This is a genomic window from Terribacillus sp. DMT04, from assembly GCF_019056395.1.
Classification (GTDB): domain Bacteria; phylum Bacillota; class Bacilli; order Bacillales; family Amphibacillaceae; genus Terribacillus; species Terribacillus aidingensis_A.
Genome location: NZ_CP077639.1, coordinates 3050395 through 3071947, shown reverse-complemented (window position 1 = coordinate 3071947; position 21553 = coordinate 3050395). Strand labels below are relative to the sequence as shown.

The 21553-nt window shown below is 44.7% G+C and carries 12 protein-coding genes; 4 read left to right on the top strand and 8 right to left on the bottom strand.

The window, feature by feature from the left end; translation table 11 throughout:
• Positions 1-6: 6 nt before the first annotated feature.
• Together KS242_RS15815 and KS242_RS15810 are read left to right on the top strand one after the other, a co-directional pair.
• Complete coding sequence (locus KS242_RS15815) at positions 7-510, top strand: GNAT family N-acetyltransferase (protein ID WP_217322217.1); 504 nt, start codon at positions 7-9, stop codon at positions 508-510.
• A 96-nt stretch (positions 511-606) separates the two neighbouring features.
• Entirely contained in the window at positions 607-1659 is a 1053-nt protein-coding gene (locus KS242_RS15810) for a tetratricopeptide repeat protein (protein ID WP_217322216.1), read from the top strand.
• 63 nt (positions 1660-1722) lie between these two features.
• Here the strand turns inward: KS242_RS15810 and KS242_RS15805 are convergent, their stop codons facing one another.
• The 3 genes from KS242_RS15805 to KS242_RS15795 all read right to left on the bottom strand — a co-directional run bounded on the left by KS242_RS15805 (position 1723) and on the right by KS242_RS15795 (position 4999).
• A complete protein-coding gene (locus KS242_RS15805) occupies positions 1723-2070 on the bottom strand; it encodes a hypothetical protein (protein WP_217322215.1) in 348 nt (115 codons plus the stop codon).
• Positions 2071-2668: 598 nt separating this feature from the next.
• Positions 2669-3886 (bottom strand): IS110 family RNA-guided transposase, encoded by a 1218-nt coding sequence (locus tag KS242_RS15800; protein WP_217322214.1) that lies wholly within the window; start codon positions 3884-3886, stop codon positions 2669-2671.
• A 255-nt stretch (positions 3887-4141) separates the two neighbouring features.
• Positions 4142-4999: an N-acetylmuramoyl-L-alanine amidase gene (locus KS242_RS15795; RefSeq protein WP_217322213.1), complete on the bottom strand. Its 858-nt coding sequence runs from the start codon at positions 4997-4999 to the stop codon at positions 4142-4144.
• A 101-nt stretch (positions 5000-5100) separates the two neighbouring features.
• Between KS242_RS15795 and maa the strand changes: the two genes are divergently transcribed.
• Both maa and KS242_RS15785 read left to right on the top strand, forming a co-directional pair.
• Entirely contained in the window at positions 5101-5664 is a 564-nt protein-coding gene (gene maa, locus KS242_RS15790) for a maltose O-acetyltransferase (protein ID WP_217322212.1), read from the top strand.
• Between the two features lie 71 nt (positions 5665-5735).
• Entirely contained in the window at positions 5736-6875 is a 1140-nt protein-coding gene (locus KS242_RS15785; protein WP_217322211.1) for an ROK family transcriptional regulator, read from the top strand.
• A 24-nt stretch (positions 6876-6899) separates the two neighbouring features.
• On the opposite strand, the gene KS242_RS15780 is transcribed toward KS242_RS15785, so the two are convergent.
• From KS242_RS15780 to galT, 5 genes are all read right to left on the bottom strand, one after another.
• On the bottom strand, positions 6900-7529 hold the full coding sequence (locus tag KS242_RS15780; protein WP_217322210.1) for a class D sortase: 630 nt from the start codon (positions 7527-7529) through the stop codon (positions 6900-6902).
• Between the two features lie 12 nt (positions 7530-7541).
• Positions 7542-9245, bottom strand: coding sequence for a YyaL domain-containing protein (locus KS242_RS15775; RefSeq protein ID WP_217322209.1), 1704 nt, complete (start codon positions 9243-9245; stop codon positions 7542-7544).
• A gap of 64 nt (positions 9246-9309) precedes the next feature.
• A complete protein-coding gene (locus KS242_RS15770) occupies positions 9310-18648 on the bottom strand; it encodes an Ig-like domain-containing protein (RefSeq protein ID WP_217322208.1) in 9339 nt (3112 codons plus the stop codon).
• 370 nt (positions 18649-19018) lie between these two features.
• Positions 19019-20050, bottom strand: coding sequence for an aldose epimerase family protein (locus tag KS242_RS15765; RefSeq protein WP_254391737.1), 1032 nt, complete (start codon positions 20048-20050; stop codon positions 19019-19021).
• Positions 20047-21540 (bottom strand): UDP-glucose--hexose-1-phosphate uridylyltransferase, encoded by a 1494-nt coding sequence (gene galT, locus KS242_RS15760; protein WP_217322207.1) that lies wholly within the window; start codon positions 21538-21540, stop codon positions 20047-20049. Before galT ends, KS242_RS15765 begins: the two co-directional genes overlap by 4 nt.
• Between the last annotated feature and the right edge of the window lie 13 nt (positions 21541-21553).

Here is a 21553-nt window from a genome sequence, read left to right as displayed (position 1 = left end):
TGCCGGATGACAATAAAAAACTTAACCATAGGTTCTCCGCTAATTGTTTCGGCGGCAGCATTTTACCAAGATGCATGGCAAGTGGAGGATACGACGATTGCCTCTCGTTTTGAACGCCATAGTACGTATCCAGGATATTGCGGACTCGTACAGCTAGACGAAAAAGGCAATATAGTGGGGTTGGTATACGGATATATCTCGAAACAGGGACAATATTATCATGATTTATTGCACTCGGCGCTGCAGGAGAATGGCAAATCCGCTTGGCTTGAAGATTGCTTTGAATTAGTAGAGTTAGTAGTCTCACCAACATTGCGCGGACAAGGAATTGGAACGTCGCTGCTCATGCAGCTACTTACTGATGTTTCAAATTCAACAGCTGTCTTGACAACTCGAGAGAAAAATACCGGAGCAATTCGTCTATATGAACGGAATGGTTGGGAATTGCTGAAAGACGCCTTTTATCCGAATGGTAAAGCATATCGAATATACGGGAAAAAGCTGTTATAATCCGATTCACCACCTGGTGGGTCTTTTTTCATTCTAACTCCTAAACATTACCGTTAACCAACCGATGATTCCTAAGAAAAGAAGGAGGGTGAGCCAATGCACCAGACAGATTTGAAACAAACAGAAACGTTCAACGTGCTGCTTGATGATCTGTATGAAAATATCAAGTCAGAACAGATAAAAGCTGCGGAGCATGTCCGACTTAAGATAGCTGAACAGGAAATGGTTATTCGTGATGAGCAACTGCTTGCAAGGAGTATGCTGTACGATGCCCGCTTGGAGACGCTGAAAGGTAACTTGGAAAAGGGCGAGCAACTATTGGAAGGTGTTGCTGATGCATTTGCGCTCACCAGCGAAAATCTTTATTATTATCATTTCTTTAAAGGTCTGCTGCTTTACAGGCAAACCAATCTTCAAGAGGCTATTATCGAATACGAACGTGCAGAGCCATTCTTATCAGGGCAAATTGATCATCGAGAAGTATCTGATTTTTATTATAAGTTGGCAAATACTTACTACCATATGAATATGACTGCCTTCTCGATCTTAAATGCGGATAAAGCAATTGAAGCAGCTTTACGCTACAAGCAAGACTTACAGGTTGCTAAGTGCCGCTTGCTCCAAGGGTTGAATTACATGGAATCAGCCAACTTCCGTAAAGCAGAAGAACTGTTTCAAGCGTCATTAGAGCACGATACATCGCAGTCTGAATTAAAGCTGCCGTTATACGTGCACCATAATCTTGGTGTACTTTATTTTAAGCAAAATCAGCTTGAGAAGGCGATTCTCCATATGGAGCAATCGATGGACTACAAGCATCCAGACTATTATATAAAGAGTCTTTATTATGTAACCGACTGCAGCTTTCGCCTTGGTCTGAAAGAACGTGCTATGCAGTATTTTGCAGAAGGTTTTACGTTAAGCAAAGAACGTGATGATGATGCGTATAAGTGGATGTTTGCCATGCTTCATAAACAATATGTGGATCAAGATAGTCTTGAAGGCGTTTGGCGGGAAGGAATTGAGTATTTCCAGTCCATTCATGATAACCATAAAGTACGTCATTTTGCAGAGCAGTTCGCGAAATATTATACAGACCATCGAGATTTCGAAAAAGCATCTCGCTACTATTTGCTGGCTTTGAAATAAATAGGTGCGTGTGTTAAAAGGCTTGTTGGAAAAGGAGTCAAGAGGGCAAACTCCTTTTCCATGTCATGACAGCTTCCAAGCTGGAATTAAGCTATGAAATTGGAAGAAGTAGCTCATTGGGATGTGCATCATGGTGTATAAAGCAAGTGTTGTCGCATAGGTGAGGAACCAAGTTGGGATTGTGACTTGCAGGAATACGTATAATAGCAGCATTCCAACCGGAAATGGAACGAATACAATAAGCCAGATAGGTGCTCTGAAAGCCTCCGTTAAAGCACCCAAGCTGACGACAGCAAAACCGATGGTAAGTGCCTGCCAGATTGGTAATCCATGCTGAAAAAATAAGCTGCCTATGTAATAAGACAGTCCGGTAAGTGTTATAGCTAGAATAAAATCAACTATATACTTCAACTTATTCCCTCCTCTTACTTTCCTGATTATACAATTATACGAAACAAGAAGTGTGTGTATGAGTAAAGAGTCTGGGAAATAATTGTTTAAGATATAAAAAAATCCAAACAATACTGCAATTAAAAGCAGTATTGTTTGGATTTTTTGCATTGTAAACGAATAGGAGAGCAGCGCTTCGGAAATACACTCCGCTTTCCTGCGGGAGTCTCCGTGTATTTCCTACGCTGATTCTTGTTGTGAGGACCCTTAGCTGATTCTTGTTGTGAGGACCCTTACTAGTATAGAAAGAATACGTAGACTCCTCGAAAATAAAAAGCGATTTTCTTGTCGGGCATCTACTTCAAAAGCCATTCTTGTCCGACGATAACAGCTAGATTTGGAAAGAAGCAGCTGTCAGAGGGCTGTGTGAAAAAGTATGGATCTAGTCATCGTTCGTTTTTAGGATGAACTAATCTTGTTTTGTCTCATACTCTTTCCTACGTTTAGTCAAGTACTTATTCATAGCTTTTTAATATAGGTTATAGCCTTTTTTGGGTATAGGAAATAAACCTCGTTGTATTTATTTTTAAAACGAGGGAGAATTCGTGATACAATGAAGTTAGTGGTCCATAGAGACCGTGTACGAGTAATCGTACAATGTATTATTCTTGATCATGGAATAAATACATTTGAGAAGCTTGTTCATGCAAGCTACGGTGGCAACCTTATCCTTCTTGGGTACAGGTTGCTTTTTTAGTTTGTAATAATAGTCGACAATGTGATTGGGAGCTGCTTTTTGTTGGCGGATCATGTTTCGGACAATGAAGTATAATATTTTTCTTCCCTTAGGGTTTCCTCGTTTATTAATGTGATCTTGGCCATGATACTTTCCAGATTGATATCTTCGGATATCAATTCCTACAAAAGCGTTGACTTTCTTATGATCTGGGAAGCGAGACAAGTCACCAAATTCACCGATAAAAAGCGCTGCGCTAATTTCTCCAATTCCTGGAAGGCTGGTTAGTAACTCGAACTCAGGCAGTTCTTTTGAACCATCAATCATTTGATTAGAAATTTTCTCTTTTTCCTCTAATAGTTGAAGTAGCTGGAGCGCATAGTACTGCACTTTTTGGGTTTGAATACTATCTGGAGATACTGCAGGATAGGATTCTTTGGCATAATCTATTATTTGAACAGCCTTTTGTTTTGCACGATTTTCGGAAATTTTCTTAGTGGTACTTCTAATCAATAGATTTTTTATCTTGGTCTGGCTCGATTTCAAAACAAGCACAGGATGAGGGAACAAACTGATAAGTGTTAAGGCATAAGGTGTAATCCTGCTTGAGAAGAATTGTTCCAGCTCCGGAAAACTTAATTGAAGGGCATGGTGCAGATACATACGCATACGCTTTATCTCACCCTCTATTTCTTGATAGAAACGCGCAAAATCACGGAGTCGATGATAAAGGTCGGGCTGTTGAACTTTTTCTTCCCTGGAGTGCAGGTGGTGAGCTTGCGCTAATTTATGCGCATCATTTTTGTCTGTTTTCCAGCTTCGGAGAGTAGCCATTTCGAGCTGTTTTTTAGCCGCAAGGGGATTCAACAGACAATAACGTAACTGATTCTTTTGACAGAAGGTTTCCACTGGTTTCGAATAAATGCCGGTGGATTCAAACACAAGAACCGGGTCACCAGGGAGATTCCGGATTTCCTCAAGTAAGGTGTTAAAGCCTGTCTGCGTGTGTCTTAGTTCCCCTTCAGCTAAACAGATTTCACCCTGATAAATGACTTTATAGCTTTTCCCCATTGATACATCTAAAGCAATTACATACTCCAATTTATATCTCCTCTCACGTGTTTTGAAAGGTCTTCACTTTTTCATTTCGATTCCAATTTCCTATACACGAGCTCCATTGGCCCCAACATACTTAAATCTGATTCAGAAATGAAAGTGAAGAAGCTCGGTTTTAAATTCGGATTCAAGATCCCAGAGGCTGATCGAGCTTTCTTTCACCTCTCACTATACTCCTAAAAAGAAAAATAGTGGGCAAAGTCATCCGTCGATGACCTTACCCACTAATCTTAGTATGTTTTAACTTGCATAATTTTTAATACCGTCTGCGATTGAATTCGCAACTTTGTCCTGATATCCTGTGTCTTTTAGGAGAATGGCATCAGCTGGATTGGAGATGAATCCAGTTTCTACAAGTACAGCTGGCATTGATGTGTGCCGTAATACGTAGAAGTCAGAACTGCGTGTGCCGCGGTCTCCATTGTCTGTATTCGCTGCAAGAGCTGTTTGAATGCTGGAAGCTAGCTGCTTCCCGCTGTTGCTGGACCCATAATAGTATGATTCTAGTCCTTGTGCGGCGGAAGTAGTTGCACTATTGGCATGTACACTGACAAAAATATCTGCTCCCCAGTTATTTGATATGCTGGCGCGGTCAGCTAATGGAATAAAGATATCTTCACTGCGTGTCATTTTTACATCAAACCCGTTATGAAGCAATTGATTCTGCAGTCTCTTAGAGATAGATAATGCTACAGATTTCTCTTCTGTGTCGTTTCCAATGGCTCCAGGGTCCTTCCCGCCGTGTCCGGGATCAATAATAATCTTCCGGATAGGGTGGTGAGCCGGTTTGGATGATTCTTTCGGAGCTGGCGCTGTCTGCTTTTGGACAGATGTTACATAATCCAAACTGACAAATCCCGTTTGACTATGAATGGTAATCTGTCCCCAGCCATCACCTCTATCAATATACTGAAACTGTGTACCTGCCGGGAATTTTCCGAGTATAGCAGCGTCGGTCGTAGGAGCGGCTCTAATATTTAAGTTTGCTGTTGTCTGTCCCGTTTGGGAAGTGCTAGCATCTGCTTGGGTTGGCAGGATGAAGAGAATGGCAACGAGTATTAAAAGAATAGGTAGTGCAATTTTTATGGCGGTATGCATCGTAATTCTCCTTTGCGATATAATAGAAACAGTATGAACATCGTTTAAGAGTTTTATAACATCAGATACATAATCTGTGAGAATAATAGGGGGGAGAGCAAATGAAGACAGAACGAGAAAAGATGGTTGCTGGTGAGCTTTACCGACCTTCTGATAAGGAATTAACTGATAGGCGTATGGAAATGCGGGAGCTAGTTAGGCGTTATAATAATTCGACAAGCTATGAGCATGAAGAACGAGCGGAGATACTTGAGCAAATTTTTGGCTCTTCAAAAGGCAGTGATGCATACATTGAACCTACCTTTCGCTGTGATTACGGGTACAACATTCATCTTGGGAAAAACTTTTATGCGAACTTTGACTGTGTGATGTTGGATACTTGTGAGATTAAAATGGGGGATAATTGTATGCTTGCTCCAGGTGTGCACATTTACACAGCAACGCACCCGCTTCATCCTGTGGAGCGTAACTCCGGATACGAGCTGGGCAAGCCGGTAACCATTGGGGATAATGTCTGGATTGGCGGACGTGCCATTATCAATCCTGGCGTAACCATTGGACATAACGCCGTCATTGCATCAGGAGCAGTTGTCACGAAGGATGTACCTGCCAATACGGTAGTTGGAGGCAATCCGGCGAAAACGATAAAAGTAATTGAGGTCTGAGATTTTTGTGAGAAGCTGGCGTCAGCGTAAACATGCTATACTCGGAGTATCAAAAAAGTGGAGCGGTTCATATGCAGCGTGGTACGTTTCAATTAATGAAAACAGTAAATAGGTCATTAATATTAAATAAAATCCGATTAGCGGCCCCCATATCAAGAGCTGCTATTGCCAAGGAGACAGGGCTGACACCGCCAACTGTAAGTACAATCGTCAAAGAATTGATGGAACAAGGATTAGTGGTGGAAAGTACGCTTGGTTCTTCCAGTGGTGGGCGGAAACCGAAGATGCTCCGTATTCAGACGGAAGGATTGTATGTGATCGGAGTGGATGCCGGACCGGAAACAGTTGATTGTATACTGACGACCCTTACTGGTGAGGTAATTGGTACTGTTTCCAGTAAACTTGACGTACATACTAATCGTGAATTTCTTATGCAGCTGTCCCAAGCTGTCGATTATTTACTGGAAAGTTATTCGGTGAAAAAAGAGCATATCCTGGGTATTGGCATAGCCATGCACGGAGTAGTCGATGCGGAAGCTGGAATAGGACAGGTTGCCCCGATTTTAAAGCTGCATCATATACCAATTAAGCAAGAAATGGAAAGGGTATTTGGTGTACCTGTGAAAGTGGAGAACGATGCACGTGCCATGGCACTTGGTGAATCATGGTTTGGCAAGTACGATACACGTGATACAATCGTTGCAGTTAATATAGGAAGCGGAATTGGCGCTGGTATTATCATTCAGGGCAGGCTGCTTCGCGGAGCAGCAGGACTTGCTGGTGAATTCGGTCATATGTCGATAGATTTGAATGGTGAAATATGTGCATGTGGAAATCGCGGCTGTTTACAGACCTTTGCCAGTGGTCCGGCTATCGCCAAGCGAGCTGGAATGATAAGCGGCGAAGCTGTTTACCAGGCAGCTCTGAAGGGCGAGGAAACAGCAATAAATGTCCTGCAAGAAACCGGCAGGACATTAGGCATAGGATTGATTAACTTGATTCACCTTTTGAATCCTGACCGCATTATATTGGGCGGCGGAGTGATGCAAAGTGCAGCATATCTTCTTCCGATGCTAAGAGAAGAGATAGAAGCGAGAGCGCTGACTGAAGAAGCAACCAGAACGGAAATCCTTATTAGCGAACTGAGAGAGCGGGCTACAGTGCTTGGTGCAGTTGCCTTATTATTGGAAGAAATTTTTGCATCCGTATAAAGAGCACAGCAGCTGGCTGTGCTCTTAGTTTGGCTTTGCGTAGATAAGATAACGTTCTGTCGGAGAGCCAATTCCGGTAAATGGATAGCAGGTCATTAAAACTAAAGACTCACGATTACCAGGTGTGATGACATCTGTTTCTGTTTCATGGACGATTTCATGGGCAGACATGGTGTAAGTGAACGTGCCGCTTCTGGTTTCTATAACTAATTCATCACCATCTTCCAGCTCACCTGCGCGTTTGAAAGTAGAATCATTATGACCAGCTAAAAATACTTGTTCTCTTTGACCAGGTAAACCGCTGCTCGGAACATGTCCCACACTGGCTCGAAGCTCTGGCGGATCCGTCCCTTCCGAAATTGGAACCTCTAGATTAATAGAAGGAATCCGCAGAACACCAACAATGTCACCTTCTTTAAGTGAATCGGAAATCGTTTTTGTACTATCTTGCTCCGATTCATCTGAGTTGTTCCGCGGTTCTTTCTCCGCGTTCACTTGAGCTGTTGTTCCTTCCTGATTTCCTTCAGCCAGCATACTAGTCGCTTCGGCTAACAATTCTTCACTTTCCTTTTCTGATTGAACATAATTGTATGCGGTGAACGAAAGAAAAACGATGCCAACGATCAAGAGAATATATCCAGTTAATTTCAGCATCTTACATACCTCCTAGGAAGGAATAAGGGACTGTTCTGGTTCTTCAGATAAGTAGTAGCTGGCATACAAACAATAAGCACTAATATGCTGCTGCAAATCATCAATGCGCACCCGAAATTGCTGTTGTCTATTAAAGAAACTCCCTACGACTAAACCAGGTTTCTCCATAAACATTGCTATCTCAGGATAAAAGTATCCATTCCGCTGCTGATCTGCCCGGGAATGGATGGTCTCTTCTAAACGTCTCAAATCAAACCCGCGCAGCAGATGACCTAGTTGATTGTGGTGCATTCGATCAATCAGCATCCGTGCACAAACTAAGATGTGCAAGTGAGTAGGGGATGGCAGCGTGTTTCCTTTCATAGCAGCTATACGTTTTTCAATGGAGTCGAGCTTCATCTTAAAGTATCGCCGGTCCGGTATAATGCCTGTCATCTCGTACACTGCATAGCTTAACCAGTGGTTTGGTGCAGGCTGTGCTCTTCGATTAACAAAATGTTCAAAAGCAAGCTTGCTTCTTTCCAGCCATAATGGCTGATTGTCCAATTGAAATAAACGCAGCAGCGCATAAACTGCTTTTGCGTCATAACCAGCTTGGTGCTGCTTTGCTGTAATATTAAGGAAACTGCCGCTTTTATTTTGGAGTGCGAGTATACCATTTGCTAATCTTTGTGCGACCGCTCGATATCTGTTATCTCCAGTGAGAGATTCATAGTCCGCAATCGCTATAATAGCAGCGGCTGTCGCACCGAGAGAAAAGAGCTGATTTTTCGAATCTCTTTGAATGAGTGTGCTTTGGTTATCTTTTTCGACTTGGAAAGTCAGAAGATAATCCAAAGCTGCTTTTATCTTTTGCAGCAGTGTTGCGTCTTCTTGCTGCAAAAGTGTCTTCCATCTATACCCGTCTGCTAAAGCGTGAATTGCATCTGCATGCCGCATTACATTATAAGCCGAAATAGAATCAGCCGAAGCTGCATAGACACCATAATCAAACTTTCCGGTAGATAGCACCCGGTTTTTAAGATGATTTGTTCCGCATTCTATAAGTTTGTCAATATGATTAGCTAGATGTCTGACTGTACGTATACCATTTTTGTGGCTTCCATGCTGAAGGGGAATTACAGCATTTGTTCCGATGAATACGGATATGGTATCGAACAAGTAGACTGTCTGCTCTTTGTAGTCGGAAAGTTTAAATGGATTTAAAGGTCGGTTCCAAGCTCGCTTCAGCAGATAAGTATTAACTGCTTCCTCGTTCCAAGTCATTAATCCAGTGCTTTTTGTTTCTTGCAAAAAACGGTTGCCATTTATCTCTTGATTGAGGAAGGCAAGCCTAAAGTCTTGTTCAAAGCTAATGCCGTATGGAAAGCTGCTAACTTTTGAGACAGCAGTCTTCTTCTCGAGCATATGAAAAGCCAGAGGTTTTACTTGGCTGACAGCATTAATCTTCACCCACGGAAAGATAACATTGTTTTTCTTGCTGTGTGTATCGATTCGTTTGAGCAGATTTGCCACAGCTGTATCGAAGTGATGGTGACCGGAAATACAGACATCGGCCCGCGCATCCGGCTTCCCCAAGGAAGCGAAGAGTATGTATGTGTAGGATGTATGTGCTTGTACAGATGAGGAAACCTTGTCTTTAAGAGCATGCAGCTGTGTCTCTATTAAATCCAATTGCATTTGAATTTTAGTTGTAGAATAAGGTTGTATTTGCATGATGCTTCCTCCTTTATGTAGGAGTAAGAGGAGTGAAAACCACTCCCCTTACCAGGTTCATTACTTATTGTTTTTTTCTTCTGAAGCGAGATGCAAGCAGAGAAAATGCTCCTGCAAACAACGCGCCAGTTCCTAGTAAAATAGATGTGAAGAAATTGTTGGACGTTTGCGGCAGCTGGTTTCCATTATAAGAGGACCCGCTAGGAAGGAGATTACTAGAATCGCCATTTCCTTGCATGGAGCCGTCTGTATTTATAGGTGAACCATTGCCGGATCCAACAGTTACTGTTTCTGGCTCTGTCTTGTTACCGTCTTGATCTTCACCAATGACAGTAACTTCCTCTCCGGAATTTAATCCTGGAGCCGGAACCGACCAGTTGCCATTTTCATCAACTGTTGTTTCTTCTGTATTCCCATTAGGAAGGACAACGACAACCTCGGTACCAGGTACGCCTCCCCCGGAAATTATCTCTTCATCTTCATCAATTGGATTCACTGTAATTGGGTCAGAGGTATCTGCCTCGTTTTCATCTACAGTGACAACAACTGGGTCACTTACATTTCCCGCAGAATCCGTTACAACTACCGTTATCTCTTCCCCAGATTCTTGAGAAGGAATCTTAATTTCCCAATTTCCATTTTTATCTACTTGTGTTTCCGCTGTAGTACCGTCAGGCAGCGTAACAACGATTGTAGAGTCAGGTTCAGCATCTCCAGAAATTAACGTGTCTTCTTCATCAATCGGATTCACAGTTGGAGCATCAGGTGCATTTGTATCTGCTTCTTCAACAGGGACAACGACAGGATCGCTTGTGTTATCAGCCGGATCCGTTACGACAACAATGATGTCATCGCCAGGCTCCTGAGCCGGGATTTCCACTTCCCAATTGCCGTCTTCATCTACCGGAGTTTCTACCGTAGTACCATCAGGCAGCGTAACCACAACCGTAGAGTCAGGCTCAGCATCACCAGAAATAGTCTCATTATTATCTGTGACAGGGTCAACAGAAGGGGCATCCGGAGCTTCTGTATCCTGGTTCGCATCTTCAACAGGAACAACGACAGGATCACTTGTGTTGTCCGCTGGATCCGTCACGACAACAATAATGTCCTCGCCAGGTTCTTGAGCCGGGATATCAACTTCCCAGTTACCATCTTCATCTACCGGAGTTTCTACCGTAGTACCATCAGGAAGTGTAACCACAACCGTAGAATCAGGCTCAGCGTCACCAGAAACGGTATCATCTTCATCTGTGACAGGGTCAACAGAAGGAACCTCTGGAGCTTCTGTATCCTGGTTCGCATCTTCGACAGGAACAACGACAGGATCGCTTGTGTTATCAGCCGGATCCGTCACGACAACAATAATGTCATCACCAGGCTCCTGAGCCGGGATGTCAACTTCCCAGTTACCATCTTCATCTACCGGAGTTTCTACCGTAGTACCATCAGGCAGTGTAACCACAACTGTAGCGTCAGGCTCAGCGTCACCAGAAACGGTATCATTTTCATCTGTGACAGGATCAACAGAAGGAGTAGCTGGAGCTTCCGTATCCTGGTTCGCATCTTCGACAGGGACAACGACAGGATCGCTAACGTTATCAGCCGGATCTGTTACGACAACAATAATGTCGTCGCCAGGCTCCTGAGCCGGGATGTCAACTTCCCAATTGCCGTCTTCGTCCACTGGAGCTTCCACTGTATTACCGTCTGGCAGTGTAACAACGACTGTAGAATCAGGTTCAGCATCACCAGAAATGGTCTCATTTTCGTCGGTTACAGGATTAACAGAAGGAGTATCCGGAGCCTCTGTATCCTGATTTGCATCTTCGACAGGAACAACGACAGGGTCGCTTGTGTTGTCCGCTGGATCGGTCACGACAACAATAATGTCGTCGCCAGGTTCTTGAGCCGGGATTTCCACTTCCCAATTGCCGTTTTCGTCTACTGGAGCTTCTACTGTATTGCCATCAGGCAGCGTAACAACGACTGTGGAATCAGGCTCAGCATCCCCAGAAACGGTCTCATTTTCATCTGTGACAGGATCAACAGAAGGAGTATCCGGAGCCTCTGTATCCTGATTTGCATCTTCAACAGGAACAACGACAGGATCGCTTGTGTTGTCCGCTGGATCCGTCACGACAACAATAATGTCGTCGCCAGGCTCCTGAGTCGGAATATCAACTTCCCAGTTACCATCTTCATCTACTGGAGCTTCTACTGTATTGCCATCAGGCAGCGTAACAACGACTGTAGAATCAGGCTCAGCATCCCCAGAAATGGTATCATTTTCGTCGGTTACAGGATCAACAGAAGGAACCACTGGAGCTTCCGTATCTTGATTTGCATCTTCGACAGGAACAACGACAGGAGCACTTGTGTTGTCCGCTGGATCCGTTACGACAACAATAATGTCGTCGCCAGGCTCCTGAGCTGGGATGTCAACTTCCCAGTTACCATCTTCATCTACCGGAGTTTCTACCGTAGTACCGTCAGGCAGTGTAACAACAACCGTAGCGTCAGGCTCAGCGTCACCAGAAACGGTCTCATTTTCATCTGTGACAGGATCAACAGAAGGAACCTCTGGAGCTTCCGTATCCTGGTTCGCATCTTCGACAGGGACAACGACAGGATTGCTTGTGTTATCAGCCGGATCCGTTACGACAACAATAATGTCGTCGCCAGGCTCCTGAGCCGGGATTTCTACTTCCCAATTGCCGCCTTCATCTACCGGAGTTTCTACTGTATTGCCATCAGGCAGCGTAACAACGACTGTGGAATCAGGCTCAGCATCACCAGAAACAGTCTCATTTTCGTCGGTTACAGGATCAACAGAAGGAGTATCCGGAGCCTCTGTATCCTGATTTGCATCTTCAACAGGAACAACGACAGGATCGCTTGTGTTGTCCGCTGGATCCGTCACGACAACAATAATGTCGTCGCCAGGTTCTTGAGTCGGAATATCAACTTCCCAATTGCCGTCTTCGTCCACTGGAGCTTCCACTGTATTACCGCCTGGCAGTGTAACAACGACTGTAGAATCAGGTTCAGCATCACCAGAAATGGTATCATCTTCATCTGTGACAGGGTCAACAGAAGGAGTAGCTGGAGCTTCTGTATCACTGTTTTCTACCGGAACAATGACAGGGTCACTGGTATTACCAGCTGGATCTGTCACTATGACGATAATTTCCTCATTGGGGTTTTGAGCAGGTATGTCAGTTTCCCAATTACCGTCTGCACCTACTGTCGTTTCCACTGTTGAACCATCTGGAAGTGTGACAACAACAGTAGAATCAGGTTCTGCACTGCCAGAAAGAGAAGTATCAATATCTGTTACAGGGTCTACAGCTGGACTTTCTGGTGCAAGACCATCTGTAACCGTAATAACTTGTGCTTCGCTTTGGTTGCCTGCTGCATCTGAAGAAACAATAGTAAGTTCGTCACCGGCAGCTTGTACTGGAATAGAGACAGACCAGTTGCCGTTACTATCTGTAGTCGTTTCTAGCTGTGATCCATCTGGTAAAGTAACCGCAATAGTAGATTCAGGTTCTGCAATACCACTCAGCGCAGTATCCGTATTAGATACTGGTAAAGCAATAGGTGCAGGTGGAGCTTCCGTATCATCACCAACAGTTATTACTGTAGGTTCACTTGAATTACCATTCTCGTCCGTTTCAACAATTTGTATTTCACTGCCTGCTTCTTGTGGCGGAATTTCAGCAGACCATTGCCCTTGGTCATCTGCTCTAGTTTCTATCAACGTACCATCAGCCAAGTAGAGCGTAATAAACGACCCGAATCCAGAAAGACCAAAGATGAAGTTATCGCCTGCAGAAATAGGTGCTGCTACAGGAGGTGCAGGAATTTCTGATGCACCAGGCATCACTGTAATGCTGACAGATTCACTGACATTACGCGCATCATCAACAGCTACCACTGAAATCGTTTCATCAGCGTCTAAGTTAGGGATGCTAGCGGTCCATTCTCCATTTACACCTGCAGTTGTATTTATTATCGTACCATCAGGTAGCGTAACCACGATATCTGCATTAGGTTCTGCAGTACCGGAAAGAGAAGTATCATCTGAGCTTACAGGATTAACTGCAGGTGCTTCTGGAGCGGTTGTATCAGAATTCGTTACTTCAACTGTATTTGCGCCGCTCACATTCCCTGCTTCGTCAATTGCGACAACAGAGACTACACTTCCTGCTTCTTGAGCCGATATAGTAATTGACCAGTTACCGTCAGCGTCAGCTGTTGTGTTAACAGTAGAACCATTTGGCAATGTGACGATGATATCAGCATTTGCTTCCGTCGTACCGGAAAGAGAAGTATCATCATTATCTACTGAATTGATCTCAGGTACAGCTGGTGCTTCGGTATCTGCGTTGGTAACGGTGACTGTCTCAGAATTACTCGTATTGCCAGCCACATCCACAGCTACAACGGAGATCTGGCTGCCAGGATCTTGAGCCGGAATGTCAACCGTCCAGTTGCCATCAGCATCCGCAGTAGTTCGAACAGCAGAACCATCCGGTAGCGTTACGATAACGTCCGCATTCGCTTCCGTCGTACCGGAAAGAGAAGTATCGTCGCTATCCACTGGGTTGATTTCAGGAACTATCGGAGCAGTAACATCAGCGTTTGTGACAGCAATTGTTCCAGATTCACTCGTATTGCCAGCCTCATCAACAGCCACAACAGAAATCTGACTGCCAGGATCTTGAGCCGGAATGTCAACCGTCCAGTTACCGTTAGTATCCACAGTTGTTTGAACAGCAGAACCATCAGGCAGCGTTACGACAACGTCCGCGTTTGCTTCCGTCGTACCGGAAAGAGAGAGGTCATCGCTGTCTACTGGGTTAATTTCTGGAATTGCAGGAGCAGTTGTATCTGCGTTTGTGACAGCAATTGTTCCGTTCCCGCTAACATTGCCAGCATTATCAACAGCTACAACTGAAAGAGTGCTGCCAGGATCTTGAGCCGGAATGTCAACCGCCCAGTTACCGTCAGCATCAGCAGTAGTTCGAACAGCAGAACCATCAGGTAGTGTTACGATAACGTCCGCATTTGCTTCCGTCGTACCGGAAAGAGAAGTGTCGTCGCTATCTACTGCATTAATCTCTGGAACAACTGGTGCGGTTACATCTGCATTGGTAACATCCGCTGTTCCAGCCTCACTCGTATTGCCAGCCTCATCGATCGCCACTACGGAAATCTGGCTGCCAGGATCTTGAGTCGGAATGTCAACGGCCCAGTTACCCTCGGCATCTGCGGTAGTTTGAACAGCAGTACCATCCGGCAGTGTGACGATAACGTCCGCATTTTCTTCCGTCGTACCGGAAAGAGAAGTATCGTCGCTATCCACTGGGTTGATTTCAGGAACTATCGGAGCAGTTGTATCTGCGTTTGTGACAGCAATTGTTCCGTTCCCGCTAACATTGCCAGCATTATCAACAGCTACAACTGAAAGAGTGCTGCCAGGAACTTGAGCCGGAATGTCAACTGTCCAGTTACCATCCGCATCCGCAGTAGTTCGAACGGCAGAACCATCAGGTAGTGTTACGATAACGTCCGCATTCGCTTCTGTCGTACCGGAAAGAGAGAGGTCATCGCTGTCTACTGGGTTAATTTCTGGAATTGCAGGAGCAGTAATATCAGCGTTTGTGACAGCAATTGTTCCAGCCTCACTCGTATTGCCAGCCTCATCAACAGCCACCACAGAGATCTGACTGCCAGGATCTTGAGTCGGAATGTCAACCGTCCAGTTACCTTCAGCATCTGCGGTAGTTCGAACAGCAGAGCCATCCGGCAGCGTTACGACAACGTCCGCATTCGCTTCCGTCGTACCGGAAAGAGAGAGGTCATCGCTGTCTACTGGGTTAATTTCTGGAATTGCAGGAGCAGTAATATCAGCGTTTGTGACAGCAATTGTTCCAGCTTCACTTACGTTGCCAGCCTCATCAACAGCCACAACAGAAATCTGACTGCCAGGATCTTGAGCCGGAATGTCAACCGTCCAGTTGCCATCAGCATCCGCAGTCGTTCGAACAGCAGAACCATCAGGCAGCGTTACGATAACGTCCGCATTTTCTTCCGTTGTACCGGAAAGAGAAGTGTCATCGCTGTTTACCGGGTTGGTTTCTGGAATTGCAGGAGCAGTAATATCTGCGTTTGTGACAGCAATTGTTCCGTTCCCGCTAACATTGCCAGCATCATCAACAGCTACAACTGAAAGCGTACTGCCAGGATCTTGAGTCGGAATATCAACCGACCAGTTACCATTCGCATCCGCGGTAGTTCGAACAGCAGAGCCATCCGGCAGCGTTACGATAACATCTGTATTCGCTTCTGCCGTACCGGAAAGAGAAGTGTCATCGCTGTCTACTGGGTCAATATTAGGTGTATTTGGTGCCTCTGTATCTGCATTCGTAACTTGAATTGCACCACTGTCGCTTTGGTTTCCGGCTTCATCGACAGCTGCAACAGTTAGCACAGCGCCAGGATCTTGAACTGGAATCTCAGCCGTCCAGTTGCCATCCGCATCCGCGGTAGTTTTTACCTCCGTTCCGTCTGGCAGCGTTACGATAATGTCAGAATTTGCTTCCGCTGAACCAGATAGGGAAGTATCATCGCTATCTATCGGATTGATATCAGGTACTGCAGGAGCAGTAACATCAGCGTTTGTTACTACAACAGATTCGGATTCGCTTTCATTGCCAGCTTCATCGATTGCAATTGCTGAGATTTCATCGCCGGGTTCCTGAGCCGGAATCTCTGCATTCCAATTGCCGTCAGAATCGGCAATTGCTTCTACTGTAGTTCCATCCGGAAGCGTAACGATAATGGTTGCATTTGCTTCGCCCGTACCGGAAATGAATGTATCATCGCTATTTATCGGATTGATTTCCGGAGCAGCTGGCGGGGCTGAATCATAATTATTTACAACCACGACGCTTGCATCACTTTGGTTTCCTGCATTATCAATTGCCACAACGGAAATCTCGCTGCCGGGTTCTTGTTCAGGAATTTCTATATCCCAGTTACCGTCAGCGTCTGTTCTTGTCTCTACTTTTGTACCATCAGAAAATGTAAGTTCAATGTCGGTGTTTGGTTCTGCTGTACCAGAAAGAGAATTGTCATTGCTATCAACAGGATTAATTTCTGGAGCAGCCGGTGCTTCTGTATCTGCATTCGTTACAGTTGCAGTACTCGCTGCACTCTCATTTCCTGCATCATCCGTGGCTGTTACGTTAATGATATTGCCAGGATCTTGGGCTTGAATATCAACCATCCAGTTACCGTCAGCATCCGCAGTCGTTTCAACAACTGACCCGTCTGGCAACGTAACATCAATCGCTGCATTCGGTTCTGCTGTACCAGAAAGGGACGTGTCATCGCTATCAATAGCGTCAATTTCTGGAGCGGCGGGTGCATCAGTATCTGCATTCGTTACTGTAACAGTCCCAGCGTCACTCTCGTTACCAGCCTCATCGACTGCAATAGCAGAAATATCGGATCCTGCTTCTTGAGCAGGAATATCAACTGTCCAGTTGCCGTCTGCATCCGCAGCGGCTTCTGCTTCCGAACCGTCAGGCAATGTCACGATAATTGTTGCGTTTGGTTCCGCCGTACCAGAAAGAGTTGTATCGTCGTTATCAATTGGACTAATTTCCGGAGCGGCGGGTGCATCAGTATCTGCATTCGTTACTGTAACAGTCCCAGCGCCACTCTCGTTACCAGCCTCATCGACTGCAATAGCAGAAATATCAGATCCTGCTTCTTGAGCTGGAATATCAACTGTCCAGTTGCCGTCTGCATCCGCAGCGGCTTCTGCCTCCGAACCGTCAGGTAATGTCACGAAAATGGTTGTGTTAGGTTCCGCTGTACCAGAAAGAGTTGTATCGTCGTTATCAATTGGAGTAATTTCCGGAGCGGCGGGTGCATCAGTATCTGCATTCGTTACTGTAACCGTCCCAGCGTCACTCTCGTTACCAGCTTCGTCGATTGCAATAGCAGAAATATCAGATCCTGCTTCTTGAGCTGGAATGTCAACAGCCCAGTTGCCGTCTGCATTCGCAGTTGTTTCGGAGGTCGTACCATCAGGCAATGTTACGACAATGTCAGCATTTGCTTCAGCTGTACCTGTTAACGTAGTATCCTCATTGGTAATTGGTGCAATAACGGGAGCAGCTGGCGGTTCTGTATCTGCGCCACCGCCGACATCTGTTACTACAGCCGTGCCAGGGTTACTTTGATTGCCAGCTGCATCCGTTGCAACGACAGAAATCTCACTATCCGGCTCTTGTGCTGGAATCTCAGCCGACCAATTACCATTGGCATCGGTTTCTGCTTTAATAACAGTTCCATCTGCAAGCGTAATTGTTATTGTTGATTCAGCTTCTGCAGTACCGGAAAGAGTAGTATCATCGCTATCAACCGGTGCAATTTCCGGAGCTGCAGGTGCTTCGGTATCTGCATTTGTCACGGTTGTTGTGCCAGCTGGACTTTGATTACCGGCTGCATCGGTCGCAGTGGCAGAAATAGTTCCGCCTGGCGCTTGTTCTGGTATTGCAGTTGACCAGTTGCCGTTTGCATCGGCAGTGGCAGTGGCAGTCGAACCATCAGGCAAGGTGATATTAATCTGTGCATTTGCCTCAGCAGTACCAGATAAAGTTGTATCATCACTATCCACAGCGCTAAGAACAGGAGCTTCCGGAGGTTGTGTATCGGATATTCCTGTCGCAAGTGATGCCGCAGCACCTCTTCTGTTAAGCAGATCTACCGTAGCGATAAGAGAATCTGTTGTGACACCACGGAAATCTAACCGGCCGTCAGGTGCCGTTGGAAGTTCTGTAATTCCTAAGCTGCGCAAGTTAATACGAGCTGTAAAAGTAGTTGGGCTTGCTACAGAAAGTCCGAGTGTGTGTCGGACATTTGCTCCAAATGAGTTGGTAGCAGTGTTGAACGTAATATTAGATCCTTGCACTGTACCAGTATGATTAAGTGCAATACCGCCTACACCCGCATAAGGAATGGAATAATTAATAGTAGTTGCGCTGCGAATATTAGGGTTCTGCAATAGACCAGACAATTCTTCAGGCAGTTGGAAGTTAGGAGAGTAATTGCTTATCGCACCGATATTCGCTAACTGATTCCCGCGAAGTCGAAGTGTCAGCACACCGTCTTGATAAGTGGCACCTAGCGTTTGGTTGCCCAGAACAGCTATATCGGCAGCTTCAGCAGTGTACTTGCTGAGCACCTTTTGCTCAGAATCGTATACGTAAGGAGTGACAACGATTGCCGCAGCAGTTAGAAGAGCGGAGGAGCGCTTTGCCATCCGCAGTTTGTTTTTTCGCTGCATATTCTTTTTGTGGTCATAGTTCTTTTGTTTGCCCATCCTTTTACCTTCTTTCGTTAGTAGTTTGGCTGATGCAGGGTTAAACGACTGATAACAAAATCGAGATACTCATCAACTAGATTGTCGCAACCTCCTCGTTATGTACAATATTGCTGCGAATTGTGTTACAAAATGTAACTTCTGCGTAACATTAGTCGATACAATAAAGAATTTTTGTGTAAAATTCAAAGAATACCACTATAAAATGGATATTTTGATAGGTTAGTACCTTTTGTGAAAGACTTCATCTAGGGAAAAGGTAACCGTTAAAGAGAGGCAGAGCGAAATGCGCTCGTTAAGAAGGGTTTTTATACTAGGAGGTAAGACACAGAAAAACAGCTAATCGAATGATTAGCTGTTCCTTAGATTTTTATTTAATAGAAAAAGAGAAGATAGTTTCTTTCTCATACTTCTCTTCTGGCTGCAGAATAATATCGGGAAAGCCGCTGTGATGCAAGCTGGCAGGAAAAGCTTGCGTTTCAAAGCATATTCCTAAATATTTCTCTGATTGGCGTTCTTTTAATTCCAATGTATCATCAAGACCATTGCTCGTGTACAAAACAACACCCGGTTGGTTGGAGTCGATTGTCATTAGACGGCCGCTTGCCGGATCATATAAGCCAGCTTTCGGTTTCTCGTTGTTAGAGAACAAAAAGTAATGATCAATACCTTCTCCAGCCAGCCGAAGCTGTTCATGAGATGCACTGAAAATATCGGCTAGCGTTCTAAATGATTGCAAATTGAAGGGGGAGCCTTCCGTATCCAACAGCTTTCCTGTAGAGATGAGCTCTTCATCTAGCTCTGTGAAATAACTGCTGGCAACCATTGCTTGCTGTTCTGCAATGGATCTTTTTAAGCCGCCGCTCAAGTTGAAGTAGGTATGATTGGTTAGTGTCACAGGTGTAGCTTGATCAGTCGTCGCTTCATAAAGAATGGTGAACTTATTATCCTCAGTCAATGTGTACGTGACGACTACGTTTAATTTACCAGGGTAGCCTCCTTCACCATCCGCACTTGTGTAGGAAAGTCGGAGGCCATTCGTTCGGTCGTGCTCGAAAGTCTCTACATCCCAAAGAACTTGATGAAACCCTTCCGGCCCGCCATGCAAATGGTGATTGCCTTCGTTTGCGGGCAGTGGATAAACCTTGCCATTCAACTCAAATTGGGCATCTTCTATACGACCAGCTACTCGTCCGATAAGCGCGCCAAAGTAATTCGGATTATCTTTGTAATCCTCCAAATTGCGGTAACTTAGCACGATATTCTCTGACTTTCCATGCTTATTTGGAACTTCTAAAGAAGTAATAATACCCCCGAAGTTTAGTACTTCAAGTTTCATGCCGCTTGAATTGGTAACTGTATATAATGTCCAATCATCTTGTAATGGAGTTTTTTCAATCAATTCGACACCACTTTCTGATTTAGTTTCGTAATAAAGCGCTGGAAGGTTTCATCATCTTTGAAAACACCAGCGTCCTCAAGCACTCGGACGAATTTCTCACCTAACTCTTTGCGAACTACTTCTTCTGCGTATTCCAGGTTGTGCAGAAAACCATGCTTATCGCGCAGTTCTTGCGCCCAGTCCTGTTGGGCAGGATCTACTTCCTCCACTTCGCCAGCTAAGAATTTATAAATTGTCTCCAGCTCTTCCTTGAGCCGGGGAGGAAGTACCGCTAGTCCCATCACTTCAATCAGGCCAATATTTTCTTTTTTGATATGATGAACATCTGCATGTGGATGGAAGATACCAAGCGGATGCGTAGCGGACGTTCGGTTGTTGCGTAAAACAAGATCTATTTCATACAAATCATCACGCTTCCTTGCAATCGGTGTAATCGTGTTATGGCGTGTTTTATCTGTGTAAGCGAGAATCTCTGCATTGGAATCATCGTAGTTATACCAAAACGAGTAAATACTCTCAGCAGCTGCAGTCAGCTTTTCTTTGTCACTCGCTTGCAGCCGAATGACAGAGAGCGGCCAATTGAGTACGGCAGCTTTCACTTCAGGGTGGGCGTGTATAGAAAATGTGTACTTTTCTTCTGCATTTGTCATAGCAAATGTATATCGCCCAGCTTGGTAGTGGTCATGCGATAATATAGAACCTCCCACAATAGGCAAATCTGCGTTAGAACCAATAAAGTAGTGGGGAAACTGTTCGACAAACTCGAGCAATCTGGCAAATGCTTCTTCATTTATCTTCATGTCGCGGTGTTCCTCTGACAGCACAATGCTGTGCTCTTCATAGTACACGTAAGGAGAGTACTGGAGGTACCACGTTTCATCTTGCAAGGAGAGTTCAATGAGTCTGTGGTTAGAACGTGCAGGGTAGCCGATTCTCCCCGCGTAGCCCTCATTCTCCTTACACAGCACACAAGCAGGATACGAAACGTCTTGTTTTATCATTCGTTCGCGTTTGATTTGTTCTGGATCTTTCTCGGGTTTGGATAAATTAATGGTAATATCCATCTCTCCGTATTTTGTTTGCGCTTTATAAGAAATGTTTTTCTTGATTCGATTCATTTGAATGTAGTTGCTGTTCTTACTTAGATTATAGAAATAGTTGGTTGCTTTTTCAGGTGATTCGTCATAATAGTGATCAAATAGTGTCTGAACAGTAGAAGGACGAGGCATAAAGCAATCCATTAAGGATGCAGCAAGCATCTCCTTCTCATCTAGTACATTATCAATGATTTCTTCATTAACAGCGTAATCTATTATGCGATCAACTAAATCAGGTATAGATCCTTCGCTCGTCAGTATTTTATGCATTGGGTAATTGTCCATTCCGAGCAAGTGAATCACTTGGTTACGTACATACGTTTTATCTCGTTCCTTGATTAAACCTTCTTGACATGTTTGTTCCAATAAAGCTTCGATATCTGAATAAATCATCTGTCTCACATCC